The 22,362-nt window shown below is 40.9% G+C and carries 22 protein-coding genes and 1 pseudogene; 20 read left to right on the forward strand and 3 right to left on the reverse strand.

All coding sequences use genetic code 11. The annotated features are described in order from the left end of the window. The first annotated feature begins 61 nt into the window (after positions 1-61). The 9 genes from MWG26_RS01845 to MWG26_RS23130 all read left to right on the forward strand — a co-directional run bounded on the left by MWG26_RS01845 (position 62) and on the right by MWG26_RS23130 (position 9,932). Positions 62-931 (forward strand): MerR family transcriptional regulator, encoded by an 870-nt coding sequence (locus tag MWG26_RS01845; protein WP_025654437.1) that lies wholly within the window; start codon positions 62-64, stop codon positions 929-931. Between the two features lie 582 nt (positions 932-1,513). Next, the gene (gene argF / locus MWG26_RS22980) at positions 1,514-3,607 is read left to right on the forward strand and encodes an ornithine carbamoyltransferase (protein WP_081733015.1); all 2,094 of its coding nucleotides are present in this window, start codon (positions 1,514-1,516) and stop codon (positions 3,605-3,607) included. Positions 3,608-3,698: 91 nt separating this feature from the next. Beyond that, positions 3,699-4,679 carry a biotin--[acetyl-CoA-carboxylase] ligase gene (locus tag MWG26_RS01855; RefSeq protein ID WP_025654439.1) on the forward strand — a complete coding sequence of 327 codons (981 nt, stop codon included), beginning with the start codon at positions 3,699-3,701 and terminating at the stop codon, positions 4,677-4,679. A 65-nt stretch (positions 4,680-4,744) separates the two neighbouring features. Further along, complete coding sequence (locus MWG26_RS01860) at positions 4,745-5,086, forward strand: DUF6145 family protein (RefSeq protein ID WP_025654440.1); 342 nt, start codon at positions 4,745-4,747, stop codon at positions 5,084-5,086. Then, a complete protein-coding gene (locus MWG26_RS01865; RefSeq protein WP_025654441.1) occupies positions 5,070-5,840 on the forward strand; it encodes a type III pantothenate kinase in 771 nt (256 codons plus the stop codon). Before MWG26_RS01860 ends, MWG26_RS01865 begins: the two co-directional genes overlap by 17 nt. Positions 5,841-5,853: 13 nt before the next feature. Then, a complete protein-coding gene (gene dusB, locus MWG26_RS01870) occupies positions 5,854-6,813 on the forward strand; it encodes a tRNA dihydrouridine synthase DusB (protein WP_117440998.1) in 960 nt (319 codons plus the stop codon). 267 nt (positions 6,814-7,080) lie between these two features. Then, complete coding sequence (gene greA / locus MWG26_RS01875; protein WP_025654443.1) at positions 7,081-7,569, forward strand: transcription elongation factor GreA; 489 nt, start codon at positions 7,081-7,083, stop codon at positions 7,567-7,569. Positions 7,570-7,663: 94 nt separating this feature from the next. Continuing rightward, the gene (gene lysS / locus MWG26_RS01880) at positions 7,664-9,634 is read left to right on the forward strand and encodes a lysine--tRNA ligase (protein WP_117440997.1); all 1,971 of its coding nucleotides are present in this window, start codon (positions 7,664-7,666) and stop codon (positions 9,632-9,634) included. A 187-nt stretch (positions 9,635-9,821) separates the two neighbouring features. Beyond that, a complete protein-coding gene (locus MWG26_RS23130; RefSeq protein ID WP_379689817.1) occupies positions 9,822-9,932 on the forward strand; it encodes a hypothetical protein in 111 nt (36 codons plus the stop codon). Positions 9,933-10,033: 101 nt separating this feature from the next. Here the strand turns inward: MWG26_RS23130 and MWG26_RS23135 are convergent. After that, positions 10,034-10,405 (reverse strand): annotated as a pseudogene (locus MWG26_RS23135) (HNH endonuclease); the annotation flags it as partial. Then, a complete protein-coding gene (locus MWG26_RS01890; RefSeq protein WP_181969584.1) occupies positions 10,402-10,659 on the reverse strand; it encodes a helix-turn-helix domain-containing protein in 258 nt (85 codons plus the stop codon). The pseudogene MWG26_RS23135 and the gene MWG26_RS01890, both read right to left, overlap by 4 nt. Positions 10,660-10,774: 115 nt before the next feature. On the opposite strand from MWG26_RS01890, the gene MWG26_RS01895 reads away from it, so the two are divergent. Beyond that, positions 10,775-12,961, forward strand: coding sequence for a DNA-methyltransferase (locus MWG26_RS01895; protein ID WP_117440994.1), 2,187 nt, complete (start codon positions 10,775-10,777; stop codon positions 12,959-12,961). A gap of 74 nt (positions 12,962-13,035) precedes the next feature. Here the strand turns inward: MWG26_RS01895 and MWG26_RS01900 are convergent, their stop codons facing one another. After that, positions 13,036-13,866, reverse strand: a complete 831-nt coding sequence (locus tag MWG26_RS01900; protein WP_181969583.1) for a helix-turn-helix domain-containing protein — start codon at positions 13,864-13,866, stop codon at positions 13,036-13,038. A gap of 153 nt (positions 13,867-14,019) precedes the next feature. Between MWG26_RS01900 and MWG26_RS01905 the strand changes: the two genes are divergently transcribed. The 10 genes from MWG26_RS01905 to MWG26_RS01955 all read left to right on the forward strand — a co-directional run bounded on the left by MWG26_RS01905 (position 14,020) and on the right by MWG26_RS01955 (position 22,320). Next, positions 14,020-14,253 (forward strand): hypothetical protein, encoded by a 234-nt coding sequence (locus MWG26_RS01905; RefSeq protein ID WP_117440992.1) that lies wholly within the window; start codon positions 14,020-14,022, stop codon positions 14,251-14,253. Positions 14,254-14,346: 93 nt separating this feature from the next. Next, positions 14,347-14,730: a hypothetical protein gene (locus MWG26_RS01910; protein WP_117440991.1), complete on the forward strand. Its 384-nt coding sequence runs from the start codon at positions 14,347-14,349 to the stop codon at positions 14,728-14,730. Between the two features lie 59 nt (positions 14,731-14,789). Further along, entirely contained in the window at positions 14,790-15,386 is a 597-nt protein-coding gene (locus tag MWG26_RS01915; protein WP_117440990.1) for a hypothetical protein, read from the forward strand. Then, complete coding sequence (locus MWG26_RS01920; protein WP_117440989.1) at positions 15,370-16,128, forward strand: ATP-binding protein; 759 nt, start codon at positions 15,370-15,372, stop codon at positions 16,126-16,128. Before MWG26_RS01915 ends, MWG26_RS01920 begins: the two co-directional genes overlap by 17 nt. Positions 16,129-16,300: 172 nt before the next feature. Further along, positions 16,301-17,275 (forward strand): hypothetical protein, encoded by a 975-nt coding sequence (locus MWG26_RS01925; RefSeq protein ID WP_117440988.1) that lies wholly within the window; start codon positions 16,301-16,303, stop codon positions 17,273-17,275. 5 nt (positions 17,276-17,280) lie between these two features. Then, on the forward strand, positions 17,281-17,490 hold the full coding sequence (locus MWG26_RS01930) for an excisionase (RefSeq protein WP_330641686.1): 210 nt from the start codon (positions 17,281-17,283) through the stop codon (positions 17,488-17,490). Between the two features lie 97 nt (positions 17,491-17,587). Continuing rightward, on the forward strand, positions 17,588-19,174 hold the full coding sequence (locus tag MWG26_RS01935; protein ID WP_117440987.1) for a tyrosine-type recombinase/integrase: 1,587 nt from the start codon (positions 17,588-17,590) through the stop codon (positions 19,172-19,174). A gap of 422 nt (positions 19,175-19,596) precedes the next feature. After that, complete coding sequence (gene deoC / locus MWG26_RS01945; RefSeq protein ID WP_025654445.1) at positions 19,597-20,286, forward strand: deoxyribose-phosphate aldolase; 690 nt, start codon at positions 19,597-19,599, stop codon at positions 20,284-20,286. Between the two features lie 11 nt (positions 20,287-20,297). Further along, on the forward strand, positions 20,298-21,611 hold the full coding sequence (locus MWG26_RS01950; protein ID WP_025654446.1) for a transaldolase family protein: 1,314 nt from the start codon (positions 20,298-20,300) through the stop codon (positions 21,609-21,611). 139 nt (positions 21,612-21,750) lie between these two features. Then, the gene (locus MWG26_RS01955) at positions 21,751-22,320 is read left to right on the forward strand and encodes a DUF1097 domain-containing protein (protein ID WP_025654447.1); all 570 of its coding nucleotides are present in this window, start codon (positions 21,751-21,753) and stop codon (positions 22,318-22,320) included. Positions 22,321-22,362 lie beyond the last annotated feature (42 nt).

Genomic DNA, 22,362 nt, shown 5'->3' on the forward strand with positions numbered 1-22,362 from the left:
TTTAACTAAAATTGATGAATAACAATGTAACAGTACAGCGGTAAGACAGGAGTTGATTACGATGAGAACTGTAAAAGAGGTTGCCAGCCTGTCTGGCATCAGTGTAAGGACACTGCAGTATTATGACGAAATAGGCGTATTCAAACCAACGAAAGTAACCGATGCAGGATATCGTTTATATGACGATGAAGCGTTGAAAACCCTGCAGCAAATTTTGTTTTTTAAGGAACTGGACTTTCCATTGAAGGATATAAAAGCCATTATGGAAGATCCTCATTATGATAAACTAAAGGCATTTAAAAAGCAGAAAGAACTGTTAAAAGTGAAACGTGACAGGATTACGAAGCTTTTAAGCCTGCTTGAAAAGCTGGAAAAAGGAGAAGCATGTATGAGTTTTGAAGAATTTGATTTAAGTGAATATATACAAATGCTGGAAGATTTTAAACAGGAAAACACAGAAGAAGTAGTCAGGCATTGGGGAAGCGTAGAAAATTTTGATCAATTTATAAGTAAAATGAAAGAGGACGATGTCCAGATCGCGGAAATGGCAATCAAACAATATGGAAGCGTTGCAAAATATACAGAAGCCATGAAGCATAGCATGGAGCACTTTTCTGAGAATATGGAAAAGATGGAGCAGATAAAAAAGAGTGGATATATAGAAAAAAACGAGGCCCTGAATGCAAAACTGTATGAGGATATAACAAGAGACCCAAAGTCGGAAGAAGTGCAGAGTATATTAGATGAGATTATAAAGCTGGGACAGGAGACAAGGCCTGATGTGGACCAGGGGGAACATTATTGGGAGATGATGATTGACTGGTACCTCCATAAAGAGTCCTTGATAGCGGCTATGGATAAACGGTATGGGGCCGGGGCATCCAGATATATGGGGGAGGCGCTGCAATACTATTTTAGAAACGAAATCTAAGAAAAGTATATAGGGGACGCGAAAAAAGGATAGCCTTTACGATTATAAGCATATGATAAAAAAATAAGCAGAATCTATCTGTAATACCAATAGCTAATTACTGGAGGTTGTATGTATCACCAATCGGATCAATACGCTGCCCCCGTTTCGATACCCCACCAAGTAGACGGGATTTTTACTGCCGATTGGATGCACCAGCTAAAAAACCGGGAAGCCTGTACCAGGGCGGGGGGATCTATGCCATTTTAAAAGTCCTAGAGTTTACGTTAGAGGCCCTTAAGGAAAAAACATAGAAAATGGCGGGCAGGACTTGACGTCTCACGTCAAATCCTGAAGCGGCCTAAGGCCCGAAATTATCAAATTTCGGGCTGCATGCCGCTGAACCGATATTTTCTATGTTTTTTCCATTAGGGCCTCTTACGTAAACGGAGCGGATTTTTAAAATGGCATAGATCCCCCCGCCCTGGTACAGGCTTCCCGGTTTTTTAGCCTCCCCCCAAACAAACATTTCCGCCAACTTTTTATAGAAAGTTGCATTTTTGGTCCGGGATATAGTATACTAACATAAATCGAGGTGAGCAAATGGAACCATTACTGGACTTATCGAAGGAATATGGGATTGTACTTGACGGAGGAGGTGCCAGAGGTGCCTATCAGATCGGGGCCTGGAAGGCGTTAAAAGAGGCAGGCGTGAAGGTGAATGCGGTTGCGGGTACATCGGTGGGCGCTTTGAACGGAGCGCTTATTTGCATGGATGATGTCGAGAATGCGGAAAAGATATGGACCGGCATGACATTTTCCAAGGTGATGGATGTGGATGATGACTGGATGGAGCGTCTGTTCAGCCATGAGAACAAGTTTACAGAAGTGATCGCGGAGATCTGGAAGCGGCTGTCGGATGGCGGTGTGGATGTAACTCCGCTGAGGAAGCTGATTCATGAGGTGATTGATGAGGAGAAGATCCGCAGTTCCGGGAAAGAATTCTGTCTCCTGACATTTTCTCTCACTGATTTTAAAGAACTGGATCTGAGCCTGGATGATATACCGAAAGGGATGCTGGAAGATTTTCTGCTTGCAAGTGCGTACCTGCTGGGATTTAAGAATGAAAAGCTGCATGGGAAACGATATATTGACGGCGGTGTGGTAAATAATGTGCCGCTGAAGTCCCTGGTCAAACGGGGGTATACGGACATTATTGAGATCCGTATTTACGGGCCCGGCAGAGAGCCCAGAGTGAAGCTGCCCGAAGGGGCTGAGAAGTATCAGATTGGTCCGCGGGTTGGACTGGGCAGTATCATAGATTTTGAGAGCAAGCGGAGCCGGCAGAATCTGAAAATCGGTTATTTTGATGCAAAGCGAATGCTTTATGGCCTGGAGGGTTTTATTTATTATGTGGCACAGACTCATGAGGATAGCTGGTTTGAGGAACAGCTGGCGGATATCACAGAGATAGAAAAAGCGGAAATGGCTTTCGTACTGAAGCTGCCGCTGACATTTACCGTAAAGGCTTTGTATATGGCGATGCTGGAGGCGAGCGCGAAGCAGATGCGTATTCCCAAGTATCAGATCTATACGACGGATGAATTATACAACCTGACAGCCGAACGGTATGAAGCGCTTGCCGACAAGATTCATCTGCCGAGATTTACACATGTACTTATGAATATAGGGAGGGACAACACAATGAATTTAAAAGGAAGAAACTTTTTGACACTGAAGGATTTTACCCCGGAAGAGATTACCTATCTGCTTGACCTTGCGTCAGATTTGAAAGAGAAGAAGAAAAACGGGGTGCCTGTGGATTATTATAAAGGAAAGAATGTGGCCCTTATTTTTGAGAAGACAAGCACTAGAACGCGCTGTGCATTTGAGGTAGCGGCGCACGACATGGGAATGGGTTCTACTTACCTGGATCCCAGTGGATCGCAGATCGGGAAAAAAGAGAGCATCGAGGATACCGCAAGAGTGCTGGGAAGAATGTATGACGGCATCGAATACCGCGGTTTCGGCCAGGAGATCGTGGAGGAACTGGCAAAATATGCAGGAGTTCCTGTATGGAACGGCCTGACAAACGAGTACCATCCGACCCAGATGCTGGCAGATTTACTAACGATCCGGGAGCATTTCGGAAAATTAAAAGGAATCAAGCTGGTATATATGGGAGATGCAAGATACAATATGGGCAACTCCCTGATGATTGCATGTGCAAAGATGGGGATGCACTTTGTAGCATGTACCACTGCAAAGTATTTCCCGAGCCAGGAGCTGGTTGATGTCTGCAGAGGATATGCGGCAGAGTCAGGAGCAACAATCACACTGACCGAGGACGCCATGGAAGGGACAAAAGATGCGGATGTAATCTACACAGATGTTTGGGTATCCATGGGTGAGCCTGACGAAGTATGGGAAGAGCGTATTAAAGAACTTTCCCCATATAAAGTAACAAAAGAAATTATGGGCAATGCAGGCGAGGGCGCAATCTTCCTGCACTGCCTGCCGGCATTCCACGATCTGAAGACAAAGATCGGAAAAGAAATGGGAGAAAGGTTCGGCATCACGGATATGGAAGTTACGGATGAAGTATTCGAGTCCGTGCAGTCCAAAGTATTTGACGAGGCAGAAAACAGAATGCATACCATCAAGGCAGTTATGGTTGCGACTTTGGGAGAATTTTAAGAATATTCAGAAAACGGAGGGCAATGGGGTCAGACCCCTTTGCAAAAGGGGTCTGACCCCCATACCCTCCGTTTGAGTTTGGGGTGAACTTTTGAAGGCAGAAATATTAAAAATGCTGCGTGAAAGCAATGATTATGTGTCCGGCCAGCAGTTGTGTGAGAAACTCGGAGTTTCCCGGACTGCTGTCTGGAAAGCAATCAATCAGCTGAAAGAAGAGGGCTATCAGGTAGAAGCCGTCCGAAACCGCGGCTATCATATTGTGGAGAGTCCGGATATTATCTCCAGAGAAGAGCTCGTCAGTATGATCGACACCGAGTGGGCAGGACAGAAAATCTACTATTATAATACAACGGATTCCACCAACATCCGGGCAAAACAACTTGGAGAAGAGGGAGCTCCCCATGGAACCCTGATCACGGCCGGCCAGCAAAGTGCCGGAAGAGGCCGCCGTGGAAGAGGATGGGAGTCACCAGCGGGCAGCAGTGTGTATATGTCAATTCTGCTCCGGCCGGAGATTCCGCCGGTGAAAGCGCCTATGCTGACTTTGGTAATGGCCTTGAGCGTTGTCAGGAGCCTCAAGGAATGCACCGGTTTGAACGTACAGATTAAATGGCCGAATGATATCATCCTGAATGGGAAGAAACTGGTTGGCATTCTGACGGAAATGAGTACAGAGATTGACTATATCAATCACGTAGTAATCGGTGTGGGAATCAATGTGAACATGGAGTATCTTCCGGAGGAGATAAGGGATAAGGCAACCTCTCTTCGTCTGGAAACAGGACATGTAATAAGGCGAAGCGAAATCATAGCATCTACAATGAAAGAATTTGAGAAATACTACGGCTTATTCATCGAAGACCAGAATCTGGAAAGCATGCGTGAAGAATACAATACTCTGCTGGTTAACCGCGGCAAAGAAGTGCGGATTCTGGGAGGGAAAGAAGAATATAACGCAGTGGCGCTTGGAATAAACGAACAAGGCGAATTATTAGTACGCCGTAAAGACGGAACAGAAGAGGCAATTTTTGCCGGCGAAGTATCCGTGCGGGGAGTGTACGGATACGTCTAAATTTTGAGAATATTCAGAAAATGGTAAGCAAAGGGGTCAGACCCCTTTGCAGGAAAGGACGAATCATGGAAGAAGAAGTTGTTCTTTGCGGGGCCAGCTCATACGAGCAGAAGTTTTATTTGAACCCCGAGTTTGAAACACTCCCGGACAGCATACAGCAGGAACTTCAGATTATGTGTGTGCTGTACACAGAGGATGTGGGCGGAGTGCTGATGGTGGTTTACGACGAGCAGGGAAATCTGGAACTGCGGGTAGACCACAGGGAGGATGATTTTACATTTGATGAGATAGGCAGCGTGCTGAAGATCAAGGAACTCCAGCGTACGAAGTCGGAACTTTTTGAGTCGCTGGAACTGTTCTATAAGGTATTCTGTTTAGGGGAGGATATGGATGTTACTGACGATTGATGTAGGAAATACAAATATAACACTAGGTGTATTCGATCATGATAAACTGGTTGGAACCTTCCGCATGACTACAAAGCGCCCCAGGACCTCGGATGAGTATGGCTTTACGATCTGCGGTATACTGGAGCACCGGGATGTGGAGGCGGAAGATGTAGACGCGGTGATTATAGCATCGGTAGTACCGGATATTATGCACTCATTGGTAAATGGAATCATCAAGTATCTGGATGTAAAACCGCTGGTTGTTTCTGCAGGAATTAAAACGGGAATCCGGATTGTGACGGAGAATCCCAAGGAGATCGGTCCGGACCGTATTGTGGACGCAGTAGCGGGATATGAGCTCTACGGAGGACCGGTGATTGTTGTGGACTTCGGGACTGCGACCACGTATGACCTGATCGGGCCGAAGGGGACTTTTGAAGCGGGTATTACCGCGCCCGGGATTGAGACAGCCGGGCGTTCCCTATGGGGCGGAGCTGCTATGCTTCCGGCTATCGAGATCAAAAAGCCGCCGTCCATCCTGGCAAAGGAGACGGTCTCCAGTATGCAGGCAGGACTTGTCTACGGGGCAATCGGCCAGACCGAGTATATTATAGAGAAGATCAAGGAAGAATCCGGTTATGATAAGGCCACTGTAGTAGCAACGGGCGGCCTTGGCAAAATTATTGCGAAGGAAACCAGAAGTATAGACGCATACAGGCCGGATCTGACATTGGACGGGCTTCGTCTGATTTATAATAAAAATAGAAAATAGTGAGATAATAGACATGAAACAATTGAAAATCGGCAATGTGCAGCTACAGAATTCTTATATACTAGGACCCATGGCAGGAGTAACAGACCTGCCATTTCGCTTGCTCTGCAAAGAGCAGGGCGCCGGCCTTGTCTGTATGGAAATGGTAAGCGCGAAAGGAATCCTCTATAACAATAAGAATACGGAAAGCCTTTTGGAGATCCATCCGGATGAAATGCCTGCCTCTCTGCAGCTGTTCGGTTCTGATCCCAAAATTGTCAGTGAAATGGCAAAAAGAATAGAAGAGCGTCCATTTGCTATCCTGGATATCAATATGGGCTGTCCGGTTCCCAAGGTAGTCCGCAATGGGGAGGGATCCGCACTGATGAAGAATCCAAAGCTGGTATTCGAACTGGTGAGCGCGGTGGTAAAAGCAATCGAAAAACCGGTAACCGTGAAGATCAGAAAAGGGTTTGATGAGCAGCATGTGAATACCGTGGAGATTGCTAAAATTATTGAGGAAGCAGGAGCAGCAGCCATCGCAGTTCACGGAAGAACAAGAGAGCAGTACTATTCCGGAAAGGCGGACTGGGAAATCATCAGCAAAGTAAAGGATGCTGTGTCCATTCCGGTCATAGGAAATGGAGATGTCACATCGGGGGAAAGGGCCATTGCCATGCGCGAGCAGACGGGCTGTGACGGAGTCATGATAGCCAGAGGCGCCCAGGGCAACCCCTGGATATTTTCTGAGCTCACAGCCTATGAACAGACGGGCACGCTTCCGCCCAGACCTTCCCTTGGTGAGATTAAGAAAACCATGCTCCGGCACGCCGCCCTCCAGCTTGAATACAAAGGAGAATACCTTGGAATTCGGGAAATGCGCAAGCATGTGGCCTGGTATGTAAAAGGACTTCACGGCGCCGCAAGGCTGAGAGATGCCATTAATAAGGTAGAGACATATGAAGAACTTGAAAATACCTTGACATCGCTATAGGGATTGGTTATAATATTGAAATTGTGAAATATAAATTTAAACAGGACTGGTGTACTGTCTCATTGATATTCAGCCTAATAGCTAGCCTAAATTTCCAGATTCAGCATGTAAAAAGCCTCTGAGAATTATTCTGCGCTATTAGGCTAAATCTCAATGTTGCAGTACACTAGAATCAGCGCATTGGAACGCTGATCAGAGGCAATAAAGCTTAATAAATGAAAGAACACGATAAGAGGAAAGAAAAGGAAAGGAAAAGGAGCAGTTAACATGGCAGAAGCAAAGAAAAGGTTACTTACTTATGCAGGACTGAAGGCACTGGAAGACGAGCTGGAGAATCTGAAGGTCGTTAAAAGGAAAGAGGTCGCAGCAAAGATTAAGGAAGCAAGAGAGCAGGGGGATTTATCCGAGAATGCAGAGTACGATGCGGCAAAAGACGAGCAGCGCGATATTGAGGCCCGTATCGAAGAGCTGGAGGGCATCCTTAAAAATGCCGAGGTCGTTGTTGAAGACGAGGTAGATTTTGACAAAATCAATGTAGGATGTAAAGTAAAAGTATTTGATATCACGTTTGATGAGGAAATGGAATTCAAAATTGTTGGTTCAACAGAAGCAAATAGTCTGGAAGGAAAGATATCCAATGAATCTCCGGTAGGGCAGGCATTGATGGGCAAGAAAGCAGGAGATTTAGTAGAGGTAGAGACACAGGCTGGGCAGATTCAGTATAAGGTACTTGATATCAGCCGTTCAACGATATAAGTGAGGATTGAAATAATGTAATAAACCAATGAAATGACAGACCTCTTACCTACAAGGGGTCTGAATTCGCATATATAAGGAAGGAGAGAAAACAGTGTCCGAACAGAAAAATAACAAGAACGCACAGCAGAACAATGCACAGGAGCCAGACCTGAATCAGTTGAGGAAGGTCCGCCGTGAAAAGCTGGCTGAGCTGCAGAAAAACGGCAAAGACCCGTTTGTAACCACGAAATATGACCAGACACACCATAGCCAGGAGATCAAAGATCAATACGAGGAGCTGGAGGGCAAAACCGTGTCAATCGCAGGCCGGATGATGTCCAAGCGTGTCATGGGGAAAGCTTCCTTCTGCAATGTCCAGGATCTCAAGGGTAACATTCAGTCATACGTAGCAAGAGACAGCGTAGGCGAGGATGCGTATAAAGAATTTAAAAAGATGGATGTAGGCGATGTAGTGGGAATCGTGGGTGAAGTGTTCCGGACAAAGACAGGTGAGATCTCGATCCATGCCGCTTCTGTCAAACTGCTTTCCAAGAGCCTGCAGATACTGCCGGAGAAGTTCCACGGCCTGACAAACACGGATATCCGTTACCGCCAGAGATATGTAGACCTGATCATGAATCCGGAAGTAAAAGATACATTCATTAAACGTTCGAAAATTCTGAGCTCCATTAGAAGATACCTGGATACAGAAGGCTTCATGGAAGTGGAAACGCCGATGCTTGTAAGCAATGCCGGAGGCGCTGCGGCAAGGCCCTTCGAGACACATTTCAATGCACTGGATGAGGATTTCAAGCTCCGTATCTCTCTTGAACTGTACTTAAAGAGGCTGATCGTAGGCGGTATGGAACGTGTTTATGAAATTGGACGAGTCTTCCGCAATGAGGGACTTGATACAAGACACAATCCGGAATTTACGTTGATGGAGCTGTACCAGGCTTATACAGATTATCATGGCATGATGGATCTGACAGAGAATCTCTATCGTCATGTGGCACAGGAAGTCCTGGGCACAACAACAATCGTTTATAATGGTGTTAAGATGGATCTCGGCAAGCCGTTCGAGAGAATCACGATGATTGATGCCGTTAAAAAATACGCCGGTATCGATTTTAATGAGATTAAAACAACAGAAGAAGCAAAAGCACTTGCGAAAGAAAAGGGCATAGAGTTTGAAGACAGGCACAAAAAGGGGGATATCCTGAGCCTGTTCTTTGAGGAATTTGTAGAGGAGCATCTGGTGCAGCCGACATTTGTTATGGATCACCCGATTGAGATCTCACCTCTTACAAAGAAGAAACCGGAGAATCCGGACTATGTAGAAAGATTCGAATTCTTCATGAATGGCTGGGAGATGGCAAACGCATATTCCGAGCTGAATGACCCGATTGATCAGAGAGAAAGATTCAAAGCGCAGGAAGAACTGCTGGCACAGGGGGATGAGGAAGCTAATACGACGGATGAAGACTTCCTCAATGCGCTGGAGATCGGGATGCCTCCTACAGGAGGGATTGGATTCGGGATCGACAGGATGTGTATGCTGCTGACGGATTCGGCGGCTATACGTGATGTACTGCTGTTCCCGACAATGAAGTCATTAAGCTCAGATAAGCAGGAAAATAAGGCATCTAAGAGTAATTCAACAGAGAATTGCGACCAGATTGCGACCGTTGAAGAAAAGATTGATTTCTCAAATGTAAAGATTGAACCATTGTTTGAGGAAACAGTTGATTTTGATACATTCTCAAAATCAGATTTTAGAGCAGTTAAGGTTAAGGAATGTGTAGCAGTACCAAAGAGCAAAAAGCTTTTACAGTTTACTCTAGATGATGGTACAGGTGTTGATAGAACAATCCTTTCTGGTATTCATGCATATTATGAACCAGAAGAGTTAGTTGGAAAGACACTTATTGCTATTACAAACCTTCCGCCTAGAGCAATGATGGGAATTGAATCCTGTGGTATGTTACTTTCAGCAGTAAATAATCTTAAAGATTCAGAGGATGAAGAATTGCATCTTCTGATGGTGGATGACCACATTCCAGCAGGGGCGAAGTTGTACTAAGGAGTACTATAGAAGTTCACAATGTATGGACAATGAAATTGTTGTCGTAAGGAATGACGTAATATTAGTAGTTACAGGTAGGCAAGGTCGAAAATTACGACTGATTTATGACCAAATAAAGAGAACACGTAAAAAGAACCCCTCAATGAAGGGGTTCTTTTAATATCAATATTTGGAATCAGGAGATATGTTATATTTGCCTTCTCTTTCTAGCCATTTAGCCATAGCCCATGATTCTTCAAAGCGTACACTCGCCATAGTAAGACCATACTCTCTACACAATGTCATGAATTCTTGATAGGTATCAGGGCGTCTTGTAAACAGAATCCACATTAAAGCGGCTTCAGCAGTAAGAAATGTCTCTCCACCATGTTTGTGAGAAGGTCGTTTAATTACATTGCATCTTCTACATCTGAGAGTCATATTATCAAGTGTATTAGCGGCATCGCCTAATTCTTCTTTTGGAATAATGTGGTCTGCTTGCAATTCTAAACGAGTGCCACAATCTGCACATTTTCCAGTTTGGTCGAAATGCCATTGCCTAACAGCTTCCCAACATTTTCTTGGTGGATAGTGAGATTGGAAGGATTTGTTGCTTGCTACGGAAGTACCAACCTGAGATGGATTAAGGTGTCCTAAGACAAGCGATGCTATCTCACTATATTTTACCATACCAATATCAACGAGATAGTCAAGCATATACTTCCATTGTTCTTCTGTCCATTCCCTGTCGGATTCTGGAAAAGATTTAATTTTGTCGTAGTCTGTCATTGTTTAATACCTCCTAAAGCTATACGTTCTTCATATTCTTTAATAAATTCAGGTAAACTAACACCTAATGCTAAACAGATATTTCGAACTTCAATGAAATCAAGACGCTTTTGGCATTGTTCATATTTGCAAACATAGGATTGACTACAATTTAAAGCGTAGGCTAATTCTTGTTGAGTCATTTTTGACTGAGTACGGAAATCTTTCAGGCATTGGATGAGAATACGATATTCAGGTTCATATATTACACTCATAAAAACACCTCCAACATATATTTTATTCATACACTATAATTATTCCAAATTAGAATATTGACTATTCAACCTATAATAGGTATAATGGCTGGGGATATTGATAAAGGAGAAAATCATGAAAAAGGATATAATCGATAAATTTGTAGAATTATTAGGAATAAAATGGACGCCAGAAGAAAAACAGGTAGAAGCATTAAGTCAGTTGGTAGCCTATTCAAAAACCAAAGGGAAAAACAAAACTAAGGATTATAAAATGACATTCATAGAAGCGGTAAATAATAAGTTGGATTTGAATGCATCAGCATATCAGGGCGTTTTAGATTATGCATTTAAGATTAATGTGAAATTCAATTATAAGCAAAAATTGGTGATTAGAGAATTATTAGATAAGGGAGAAAAAAAAGCATTTGGCAAATTCCTAAGAGAGAATAATATAGAGGATGAATTGTTTTTAAAGCATTTTAACCCGGTTGACGAAGAATTAACATTTAAGGAATTGGGATATCTGATTCAAACGGATAAAAAATGCAACGATGTAATTGCATCCATTTTCTCAAGATATTGTTTTAATTTGTTTGATTGGAATATTTCAAGAGAATTTTTTTCTGGGGAAGACGTTAGGGAAGACTTTTATGATTTTATTGGCGCAAAATATCCTGATATGTGTCAGAGAAATCACGCAATGGTATTCATAGACGCAACACATCCCTTGATGGAGGAAGATTATATATGCGGATGTAATAAACTCTTGGGAACAATAAAAGAAGCATATAACAATCTGAATAATCATTGTGATATGATAGTTTATATACCAAATATAAAAAAGGACAATGGAAAACAATGGAAATTATACGCTGATATTATCTTATATTCTGAGAAGCATATTAAAGAAAAGATAGATAGAGCCTATTTTCGATGGAAAAAGATAGGTGATATAACAAAGGATTACATTGAATCTTTAGTGCCATATAATGCTGAGTTTGATGTCGCATTTCAAGGCTTTGTGTTTAAGGATTGTTTTGTAATTGGTGAAGATAAAGAGTATTCATTACTTTTAATATTTGAAAAAAATAAAAGAGATGAAAGAATAGTAAACTGTCCTGCATGCTATTCAAAGAATATTCAGGGGAATTCATACCCGATACTTAATGTTAGAAGCTGGGAATGTGAAAATCCGCTGTGCCCTGATAGAAGTAAGTACAATAGGGGAAAACGGTACGCATTTATGTCGCTGTATAGACAAAAGCAATTACAGAATGAAGAGAATTATATACCTGAGCAATCAATAGCAAAATGGCATCTGGATTGTATAAAAACTTGTCCGGAGACAGAGATATTTGAAATGGCAGTTCGACATTATAGCTGTGTCGGTGATGAAGTGGATGTTTACACAAATGAAAAAAAGCGAAGCAAAAGCTTTTTAAGTCGAAAGATAAACTATCATGAGATTAAGGACTGTCAGATTGATATTAGAAAAACATTTATGGATTCTTCATATTTCTACAGATATATTCAGGACGATAACAGAATTATAGGAGAATATAAAAAGAGCAAAATAGGAAAAGCGGATGTATTTTTTGGTGATTCGTATGATGTACTACGTTCCCTTCCTGAATCAAGTATAGATGGGGCGGTAACATCACCACCTTACTATAATGCAAAAACTTATTCTCAATGGGGAAATATATATTGCTATCTATACGATATGTACAATATTTCAAGAGAAATATATAGAGTCATGAAAGAAGGGGCAGTTTACCTGTTTAATATTTTTGATTACTTTGACAACGAGAATAATATCTCTCTTTCAGCAATGGGAGATAAACGTATGATATTAGGGGCGTATATGATAGATATCTTTCAACGCATAGGTTTTGAAGTGATTGGAAATATAATATGGGATAAGGGTGAGATACAGGGGAACAGAAGCTTTAATCAAGGAAATTTAACACCATATTATCAAGCGCCGTTGAATTGCTGGGAGCATGTGTTGATACTTTCAAAAGGGAAGCCCAATAAAAAATACTCAGAAATAGTATCTCAAATAAAAAACATTAGACCAGTGGTAAAAATGGTTAGAGGGAGAAATATATTAGGACATGATGCACCATATCCTAGCGATATACCAGAAATCATTATACAACATATGGAAAAGGAGGATGTTGTGTTAGACCCTTTTCTTGGAAGTGGTACAACGTCAATTGTTGCTAACAAATATGGGGTTGGTTCGATTGGAATAGAAAAAAATGATAACTATTACGAGCTATGCAAAAAAAGAATAAAGGATGGCTTACAGGTTTAATTGAAAAAGGAAATGGAACTGCAAAAAAAGCGGAAATGGATCTGAAATAAATCAGTTCCATTTCTTTTTTATTCTTATTTTTCAAGATATTTCTCTAGCATATGAACAAAAAGTTGTCCGATTTTCTCTTTTTGAATATCTATTTTTTCTTTCGTAAGAAGAACATTAAAACAGTAATTAACAAGATAATCAATTAGAATTTGATAGTTCTGAGGATTATCAGTAACTATACCGAGTTTATTTAATATATTTGCAGATAAGCAGGTGTTTATATTGATGCATTCATCCATTTTTTTGATTGCAAAAGAAAACTTATCGTGAGGTAATGCAGAGATAAGATATTCTTTTAGGGATGTTTTGTCATATTGGCTTAATGGTGTGAATGCTTGATAACCTTGAAATATATCTGACAGCAAGGCTTTCAGAGGGTCATTTAGGTTGTCAACTTCACTATTCGCAAGAAAATCTTTCCATGCATTAAGAGTGGTCGAATTGACAAGCGCATAACAATTATCTGGATGCATAAAATAATTGAGAAAATCTCTATAATTATCATCACTCATGGCTTTATTTATTATATCAATGTTGATTGTGGAGTAGTGAGAAGCAATTGCGGAAGGTGTGAATCCAATGAGTTCTTCTGCCCCTAATAAGTAATCAATATTACAATCTAAGACATTACAAATATCTGCCACCTTGTCAATTGTAGGAATTGTTGTTCCGTTTTCCCATTTTCCATAAGTTCTGCGCTCAACATTCAGTTTTTCTGATAGAGTATCTTGTGATTTGCAGTAAGCATATTTTTCATAAGGATTGTTCCGTTTGTCCTGATTATTCTTATATTGTTTCCAACGAGATTCTCGCAAATTTTTTAATTGGGTTGAAAATACATTTTTGTCATACATAAGTGACATATTCCTCCTTCTATAAAATACGATATGGTGTATGCTTGGTATTTATATGTGACATATTATAGCGTAAAATAAATATTGTCAAGAGCGCAAGACAATAGGTCAGCAACCATGGATAAGCTGATAAAAGAAAGGAGGCGCACAACTATGTTAATGCAGTTCGTTGGAATATCAGAAATGTCATTTGATACCAAAGAAGGTAATCACATAGAAGGTACAAACTTATACTTACTCACACAGAATCCTAATGTTGAAGGTTTAGAGGCACTCAAATTATTTGTTCCTAGAAGTATCGCTTTACCTAAGGGCATGGAATTAAATAAAAAGGTAGATGTTGAGTTTAATCATAAAGGAAAACTTGTAAAAATTAGTTTGGCATAATTTATAAAGAAACTCTACTGACATTATGTAAACAGATGACGCAAAGGGAGGAAATATTCCTCCCGATGCTTGTCTATTAAGGAGAACACAATAATGAATAAAGAAATTGAAACAAAGCTTATTGAATGTCATATCCTCATGGTTGAAGCTCTGAAAGGATATGAAGATAGAGCTTATCAGAGTAACAAGCTGTTTGAATTAAGACAGTATAGTAATCAGCTCCCAGATGAAATGAATAAAAAGATTACTGAATATGCAAATAATACAATTCGCCCTATGGTATATGACTCAGACTATTGGTCATTTATAGAAAAGGATGAGCAGTATGGTTCGTACAATGAAGATAATCATTTTGTTGTTGATAGCGACCGCTCGCTTGAATGCATCATATTTAGGAAATATCACCATATATGCGATTTACATGAGAAGTTAAATGCATTTATGTCGAAAGAATTTCATTTGGATTATGGTTGCTAAGTATATTTTCTTGGGGGGAGTGGATATTCCATTCCCTTGCTTGTTAAGAAAGGAGATATATGGATAATAAGCAGTTTAATGAACAGAGGCATAACAGGAAAAAACAGAAGTATAGACTTTTATTGGGAATTCAGCAGTTATGGAATTATCCAATATTGAATCTTATATGGTTGCTGTTTGGAATTGGAGTTGTGTTTTTGGTAATAGCTGAGAAAGAGTATATTGCCAATGTGGAAGTAGTTCCTGTGTTTGAATCTATATTCTCAGCATGCATGACAGCAATAATGATTATATTTCCAATTATATGCGCAATCGGAATAGTACAGTTTATAGGTTTCTGTTTTGCTATCAAAGATGAAGCCGATATGGAGCTTGTATTTGGTGATAAACGAGATGTGAAAAATCAACCGCCAATATTAATATCTAAGAAAAAAGATAGAAAATCGGGAGTTATTAAAAGAGAATTCTATACTACTATTCCGATGGAACGATGGCAGGAAAAGAAGGAAGCTATCTGTGACAGACTGGATGTGCATCTTATAGGTGATATTACTTATGGTGGTAGGAAAAAGGATAAAGGTAACCATATCTATTTTGAATCGGCTAAGGGCAGGAATCCAAAGGAACGAGGTGTGTTGTATGATGATACCTTCTAAGGAATTGCTTATAGGCTATGATTATGATGCATGGTATGGATTTGGTAATAGAGTACCTGTAACTGTGGATGCATCCACTAAGAATAACTCCCAGACGCTTATATGTGGCATGAGTGGTTCTGGTAAAAGCTATTTGACAAATCAGTATTTTGCTCGAATTTGTTTACATGGGGGCGAAGATTCGGTGGTGTATTTTGCAGATTTTAAGCAGGATGATAGTTTTACTCATCTTCGAGGCTGTCCTCGATATTATCCTTATGATAAAACCATAGAGGCTCTTGAAGAGGTATATGAAATCATGCATAAGCGTCAACGTGGAGAAGATACATCAAGGCATTATGTGACACTTGTATGGGATGAATATATGGCTAACATTTTGGCACTTCTTGGAACAGAAAAAAAGAAAGCGGAAGTAGTTATGCATAAGGTTTCAGAAATCCTTATGCTCGGACGCTCGTTAGCGGTAAGATTAGTGATTGCCTGCCAGCGCCCAGATGCCTCAGCTTTTCCAACTGGTTCAAGACTCAATTTTGGCGTGATCATCATAGTAGGTGCGACCTTAGAGAGCATATACTCAATGCTCATGCCGAAGGAGCTGATAGATAAGGTAGGCAATCGAGAATTTCATACTGGCGAAGGTGTTATGTTGTGGCAGGGTTCGGAACTTAAGTTTATAAAAGTGCCTGTGATAAGAGATGAAGAAAAAATGAAGGCAATATGCATTGATGCATTAACAAGATAACCAGAAGCGGTGGCGGTGGCGAAGCCACAAGCCATCCGCAACAGGTTTGGTTTAGTATTACCCAAACCTGCACAAACATGTGCACTCCTTGTATTTACAGGCTTTGTAGCCTGTTCGCAAGGCTGCACATAATGAACAGGAGGCGATAGCAATTAAAGATACTCAGAGCTTTATGTATCAGCTTACGATTAACGCTCCAGAGGAAAAAGGATGGACGCATGAACACATATTAGAGGTGATGCGCGGAAACTTCAAAACACTTGTATATATCTGCATGGCAGATGAGCAGGGAAGCTGTTATCACACGCATATATTTGTAGTATTTGCATCCAGAGTTAGATTCAGTATGGTTAAGCGTTATTTTGAGGAAGCACATATTGAGAAATGCAAAGGTTCAGTATCTGATAATGTGAATTATGTTAAAAAGACTGGTAAATGGGAAACAGACGAGTCGAAACAGGAAAAGATAATTGAAGGAACATTTGAGGAATATGGTACACAACCGCCAGACAGTAAGGGCAAGAGAAGTGATATGTCGGAGCTTTACCAGATGGTAATGGACAATATGACTAATGCGGAAATACTGGCTCAGAATCAAGACTATATTCTTCAAATTGATAAGATAGATAAAGTGAGAACGACATTATTAACAGAAAAATATAAAGAGACAGTCAGACTGGATTTAGAAGTGGTTTACATTAGCGGAGCTACTGGAACAGGAAAAACCAGAGGTGTTCTTGAAAAGAATGGATATTCAAATGTATATCGTGTAACTGATTACCTGCATCCTTTTGATTCATACAATGGACAGCCAGTAATTGCATTTGATGAATTTCGTTCTTCTTTAAGAATTAAAGAAATGCTTTTGTTCTGTGATATATATCCTATCGAACTTCCGAGCAGATATACCAATAAATACGCTTGTTATAACAAGGTGTATATAATATCAAATTGGTCTCTGGAAAAACAGTATTATGAAGTACAGAAGGATGATAGAGAATCTTGGGAAGCTTTCCTTAGAAGAATTCACAAGGTTGTAATCTATTCAAAGGATGGAAGTATTAAGGAATATGATTCAGTAAAAGCGTATCTGGAGCGAGATGAATATGTTGAGATAGACGATGATGTAGATTTACCTTTTGATTGAAGGGAGTGATTGCTATAGATAAAAAATATATTCCCTTATGGGAAAAAGCAAACCTAACACTTGCGGAAGCATCCATGTATTTTGGAATCGGTCAGAATAAGCTTAGGGAATTAACGAACAGCGACAATTGTCCTTATGTTATCTGGTGCGGAAACAAACGTCTTATTAAACGGAAGCTGTTTGCTGAATACTTAGAAAAGATGTATTCAATTTAATTTGATAGAGATGTAACTTTTAATAGACAATGAGAACATGTTGAGGCTATAATGTACTTGAGCGTGTTCTCTTTGTTGTTATGAAAGGAGATTTTATATGGCAGTAGAGAGACGCAAAGACAATAAAAATAGAGTTTTGAAAGAAGGCGAATACCAGAGAAGTAGCGGAACTTACGAGTTCAAATGGAGAGACAAGCGAGGCGGTCGGCACTCTATTAGTGCAGTTACTCTTGAGGAATTAAGAGAAAAAGAATTGGATGTGCTTCGAGATGTTTTAGATGGTGTCAGAGCGGATAAGAATAATCTTACCATCAATGATTTGTATAATAGTTGGGTACAGCTTAAGAGAGGTCTTAAGGATAATACATTCTCTAATTACAAATACATGTACACCATGTTTGTTGAACCAGATTTTGGCAAGAGCAGGCTCGTTGATTTGAAGCGTTCAGATGTTAGGGGATTTTATAATTATCTGGCGGATGAAAGAAATATACAGGTTAATACAATCGATAGTATTCATACTGTACTGCATCAAGTATTAGAGCTTGGAGTTGAGGATGATTATCTTAGATATAATCCTTCTGACAACGCCTTAAAAGAACTAAAGAAAGCTCGGAATTTTGAAGTTGAAAAAAGACGAGCATTAACAGTTCCAGAGCAGGAGCTATTCGAGAAGTTTCTCAGCAAGCAGGGGCAGTATCATAGATGGTATCCTATTTTTACTATCATGTTATGGACTGGGATGCGTGTTGGAGAAATCACAGGGCTTAGATGGTGTGATATTGATTTAGAGGAAGAAGTAATTAATGTGAATCATACATTGGTATATTACTGCACAAGAACAGAGGCAGGACAGATTTTTGCAATCAATACCACTAAGACAAAAGCAGGTGAGAGAACAATTCCGATGCTTCCAATCGTAAAAGAAGCTTTCCTCATGGAGAGGGAATATCAAGAAGAATGTGGAATTAAGAGTGAAGCTGTTGTTGATGGTTATCGAGATTTTATATTTGTAAATCGTTTTGGTAATGTTCAGCATCAAGGCACACTTAATAAAGCTCTAAGGAGAATTATTAGAGACTGCAATTTCGAGGTACTTGATAAAGATCACCGAGATAATGCAGTTATTCTTCCAAAATTTAGCAATCATTCTTTGAGACATACTTTTACAACCAGAATGTGTGAAGCAGGTGTAAACATTAAAGCTATGCAGGATATTCTGGGACATGCAGATGCAGAAACTACGATGCAGATTTATGCAGAAGCTACTAAGGATTTGAAGAAGTCAGAGCTTATCAATTTTGACGAGTATTTCGCTAAACAAACAATCGAGCCTCTGTTTGAAGAATTTGTGGATTTTGAGACATTTGCAAAGTCTGATTACAGAGCTGTAAAGGTAATATCCTGTGAAGCTGTACCGAAGAGCAAGAAGCTTCTGAAGTTCGTCCTGAATGACGGAACAGACAAAGAACGCGTGATTTTAAGCGGAATTCACGAATATTATGAGCCGGAAGAGCTGGTAGGAAAGACTTGTATCGCAATCACAAACCTGCCGCCAAGACCCATGATGGGAATTGATTCCTGCGGAATGTTAATCTCAGCAGTACACGAGGAAGATGGTCACGAAGGATTGAATTTACTGATGGTAGATGACAAAATTCCGGCAGGAGCGAAGCTGTACTAAAAGAAATAATTCCCCGTTTGGAAAAGGCTGAATATTGAACAAAATAAATGAAAGCACTCCTGAGAGTTAATCTGAGGAGTGCTTTTTTGTGATATAGGAAAATTCTCTGGAATTTCCTATATCATAAAAACCCTCCGAGAGGATGCACATGCCGCGATGCGACCGCCAGGAGACGCGAGTTTCGCAAGTCAAACCCTATTTTACTTAATAGCAAAAATGTTATATATTAAACAAATTATTCGAATAAATGTTAAAATAAGATCATTATTAATGAGAAAAAGCGAAAATTAAGTGAAATAAAACTAACAAATGTTATTGACAAAACAAAATAAGGGTGATATATTAACATTGTAACAAACAATATATTGAAAATGCGCATCAATATAATAGCAAGGAAAAGTGGATTATTAGGAGGATTTACAATGTTGACAGTGAACGAATTTGCAAAGCATTTAGACTTAGCATATCTGGCGCCGAATTTACAGAAGGAAGATATCATCGAGGCATGTAATATTGCTAAGAAGTATCATGTAAATGCGGTGAACGTGAACTCCTGCTGGGGAGAACTTGTTGTAGAAGAGTTAAAGGGAAGCGATGTTGGACCAAGCGCTGTCATTGGTTTTCCGTATGGCGCGATGTGCACAAAGGCAAAGTTATTTGAATTAGAAGAGATGGTAAAGCTTGGATGTACTGCATGCGATATGGTGGTGAACATCGGAGCTGTGAAAGATAAAAACTATGAACTTGTACGCCATGAGATCAGCGAGTTCGTAAGGATCTGCGGCGAGGGCTGCGATACAAAGCTGATCTTCGAAGTCGGATTTTTGACTGACGAAGAGATTGCAGAGCTGACAAGGATTTGCTGTGAGTGTGGCGTTACATATGTAAAGACGGCTACCGGATCACAGGCATTCCCGACTTTGGATCAGGTTAAGATCATGAAAGCGAATCTTTCCGGGAATACAAAGATTAAAGTTTCCGGGGTACCGAGAACATTTACCATGCCGGCAGTCCTTCACATGTTTGAACATATGGGTGTCAGCCTGGTAGGGACAAGAAGTGCAGGCAAGCTTGTCGAAGAATACAGCAAATATCTGGAAGAATTGAAATAGTGGAGGGTGTTATGCAGACAGTGAATTACAGTTTGGCCTCTCTCGTGGGAGGAGAGATTCAGATCGTATCAAATGATGAAGGCTATGTCAGAAGAGCGCTTCATCAGAATATCAGTCTTGAGGAATATGAATTCCTGCTGAAAAGAATACGTTATATTGGTGTAAGCGACAGGTTCAGGGATGTCATAGACTTATTCAAGGTTCCGGAAGGCGAGACGCCGGCCGGTTTCAAGATCGAATATAATATGAAAGAGAACCAGATATTGGAGATAGATTTGGTCCGGAATATATCGTATGATAAAAATGGATTAAAAAGACCGACCAAGTTCATTTATTCTGCAGATACAGCCAATCCGTATGAAGTCGAGCCGATCAAACACCTCATCGGGAACCTGACCTGCAATCCGGGGATTATCTACGACCTGTTCATCAATAATCCACAGGCAAATGTGGGGCATAAGTTTAAGACCAGGAACGAAGTCATGAGTGAGATCGCTGATATTCTCGGACCAGGTTGTGACATCAGTGTTGAGGTAAACAATCCATTTGCCGATTTTGAACAGATACTTGAGGAGGCAGAGGAATTCAGAGAGATGTTCTCGGATTACCGGATGGTACTCAAGATTCCCCATACAGGCCCGGTAAATGCAGACAATGTAGGCGAGCTGCTCGCAGGTGACAAGAAGCTTTCTACACGCTGGAATCAGGCTGCTACGAAGGATTATCTTTACGGGCACAACCTAGCGCTGAAGATGAAGGAACATGGGTTCAGAGTAAATTATACGTTGATGTTTGAACCTTGGCAGACGGGTATGGCATTGCAGGCAAAGCCATATTTTATCAATAGTTTTGTACGCCAGCGCTTTGGTGTTACAACTTATATTAATGGGCTTCTGAATGCATACCAGACTACATATGACGATAGATTTCTGCAGGCCCTGCGCAGCTTTATGATCGAATGGGATTTCCTCTCAAAGAATGACCAGGATGTGGATCTGCGTCTGGTTGAAAAGGTGGCAAGAGAGACAGTTGAATATAGAAAGATCAACGAACGCGAAGGATTCGACGGCATGGACGGCGTAAGGCATAACTTACGGATGCTTCGGAATTCTAATCTGGAGGACACCAGGCTGATCATCTGCAGTATCGAAGGTTCCAGAATGTATCCGGAGCTGGACAAACTGATGACAGAAGATGAGTTCAAAGATATGACGGACAGGATTGTAATTACGACAGAACCAAGTTACTTAGCACAAAATACATCGGCACCGCAAATTATTACATATCAGAGAAGATTCATGAACGCTGCGAATGGTGAGAAGTAGTTTATTGAAGAGGCACCAGGGGCAGACTCAGGCGCCTCTTTTTTGCCACTCCCGGCGTAAATACGCCACTATACAGCATCCGCTGCCTACGCCGGGAGGCAATAGTCAGGATTGCGTTAAAAAGCGAGCAGGAGGAGAGATGAAGAAAAGCCAGTATCTTATATTTGCGATTTTTGTGGGAATCCAGTCTTTTCTGCTTCAGCTGGTGGATCAGCTGATCGGTACGCATCTCGTATCCGGCGGCCACAGCGGATTTGTGTTTATAGCGTTTCAGGGCTGGGCGGTGTACTTTCTGCTGGGAAGCAGTGTGAAAGGAGCCGTAAAGGGGTTTTGCGGGTATATCCTGGGGATTCTATTTGCAGTGATTATGATTGGAATGTCGGCTGTTTTACCGGATCTGAAGCTTTTGACGGTACCGCTTGTGGCGCTGCTTGTGGTTCCCTTTATGATGTATTTTGAATTTGCCCCGTGGTGTATCAGTAATGTTGCCGTGTTCTTTGTCGGGGCGGGTGCCTTTTTCGGAATTAACAGCTATGTTGAAGGCATCAAGATGTGGCAGTCCGCAGGGATTGTACTTTTATACTGTACATTCGGGCTGCTGTCCGGCTGGATGAGCGTTTTGTTTCGGAAATGGCTGGAAGGTAAAATTTGCGGCGTATCTGTTCCTGATTCCGGGCAGATACTGGAAAAGAAAGGAATGAATGGGTAACAGTCCAGGCAAATCTGAACTGTTACATGGATGGAGGTGTAT

The organism is Faecalicatena contorta (assembly GCF_022835095.1).
Lineage (GTDB): Bacteria > Bacillota > Clostridia > Lachnospirales > Lachnospiraceae > Faecalicatena > Faecalicatena contorta.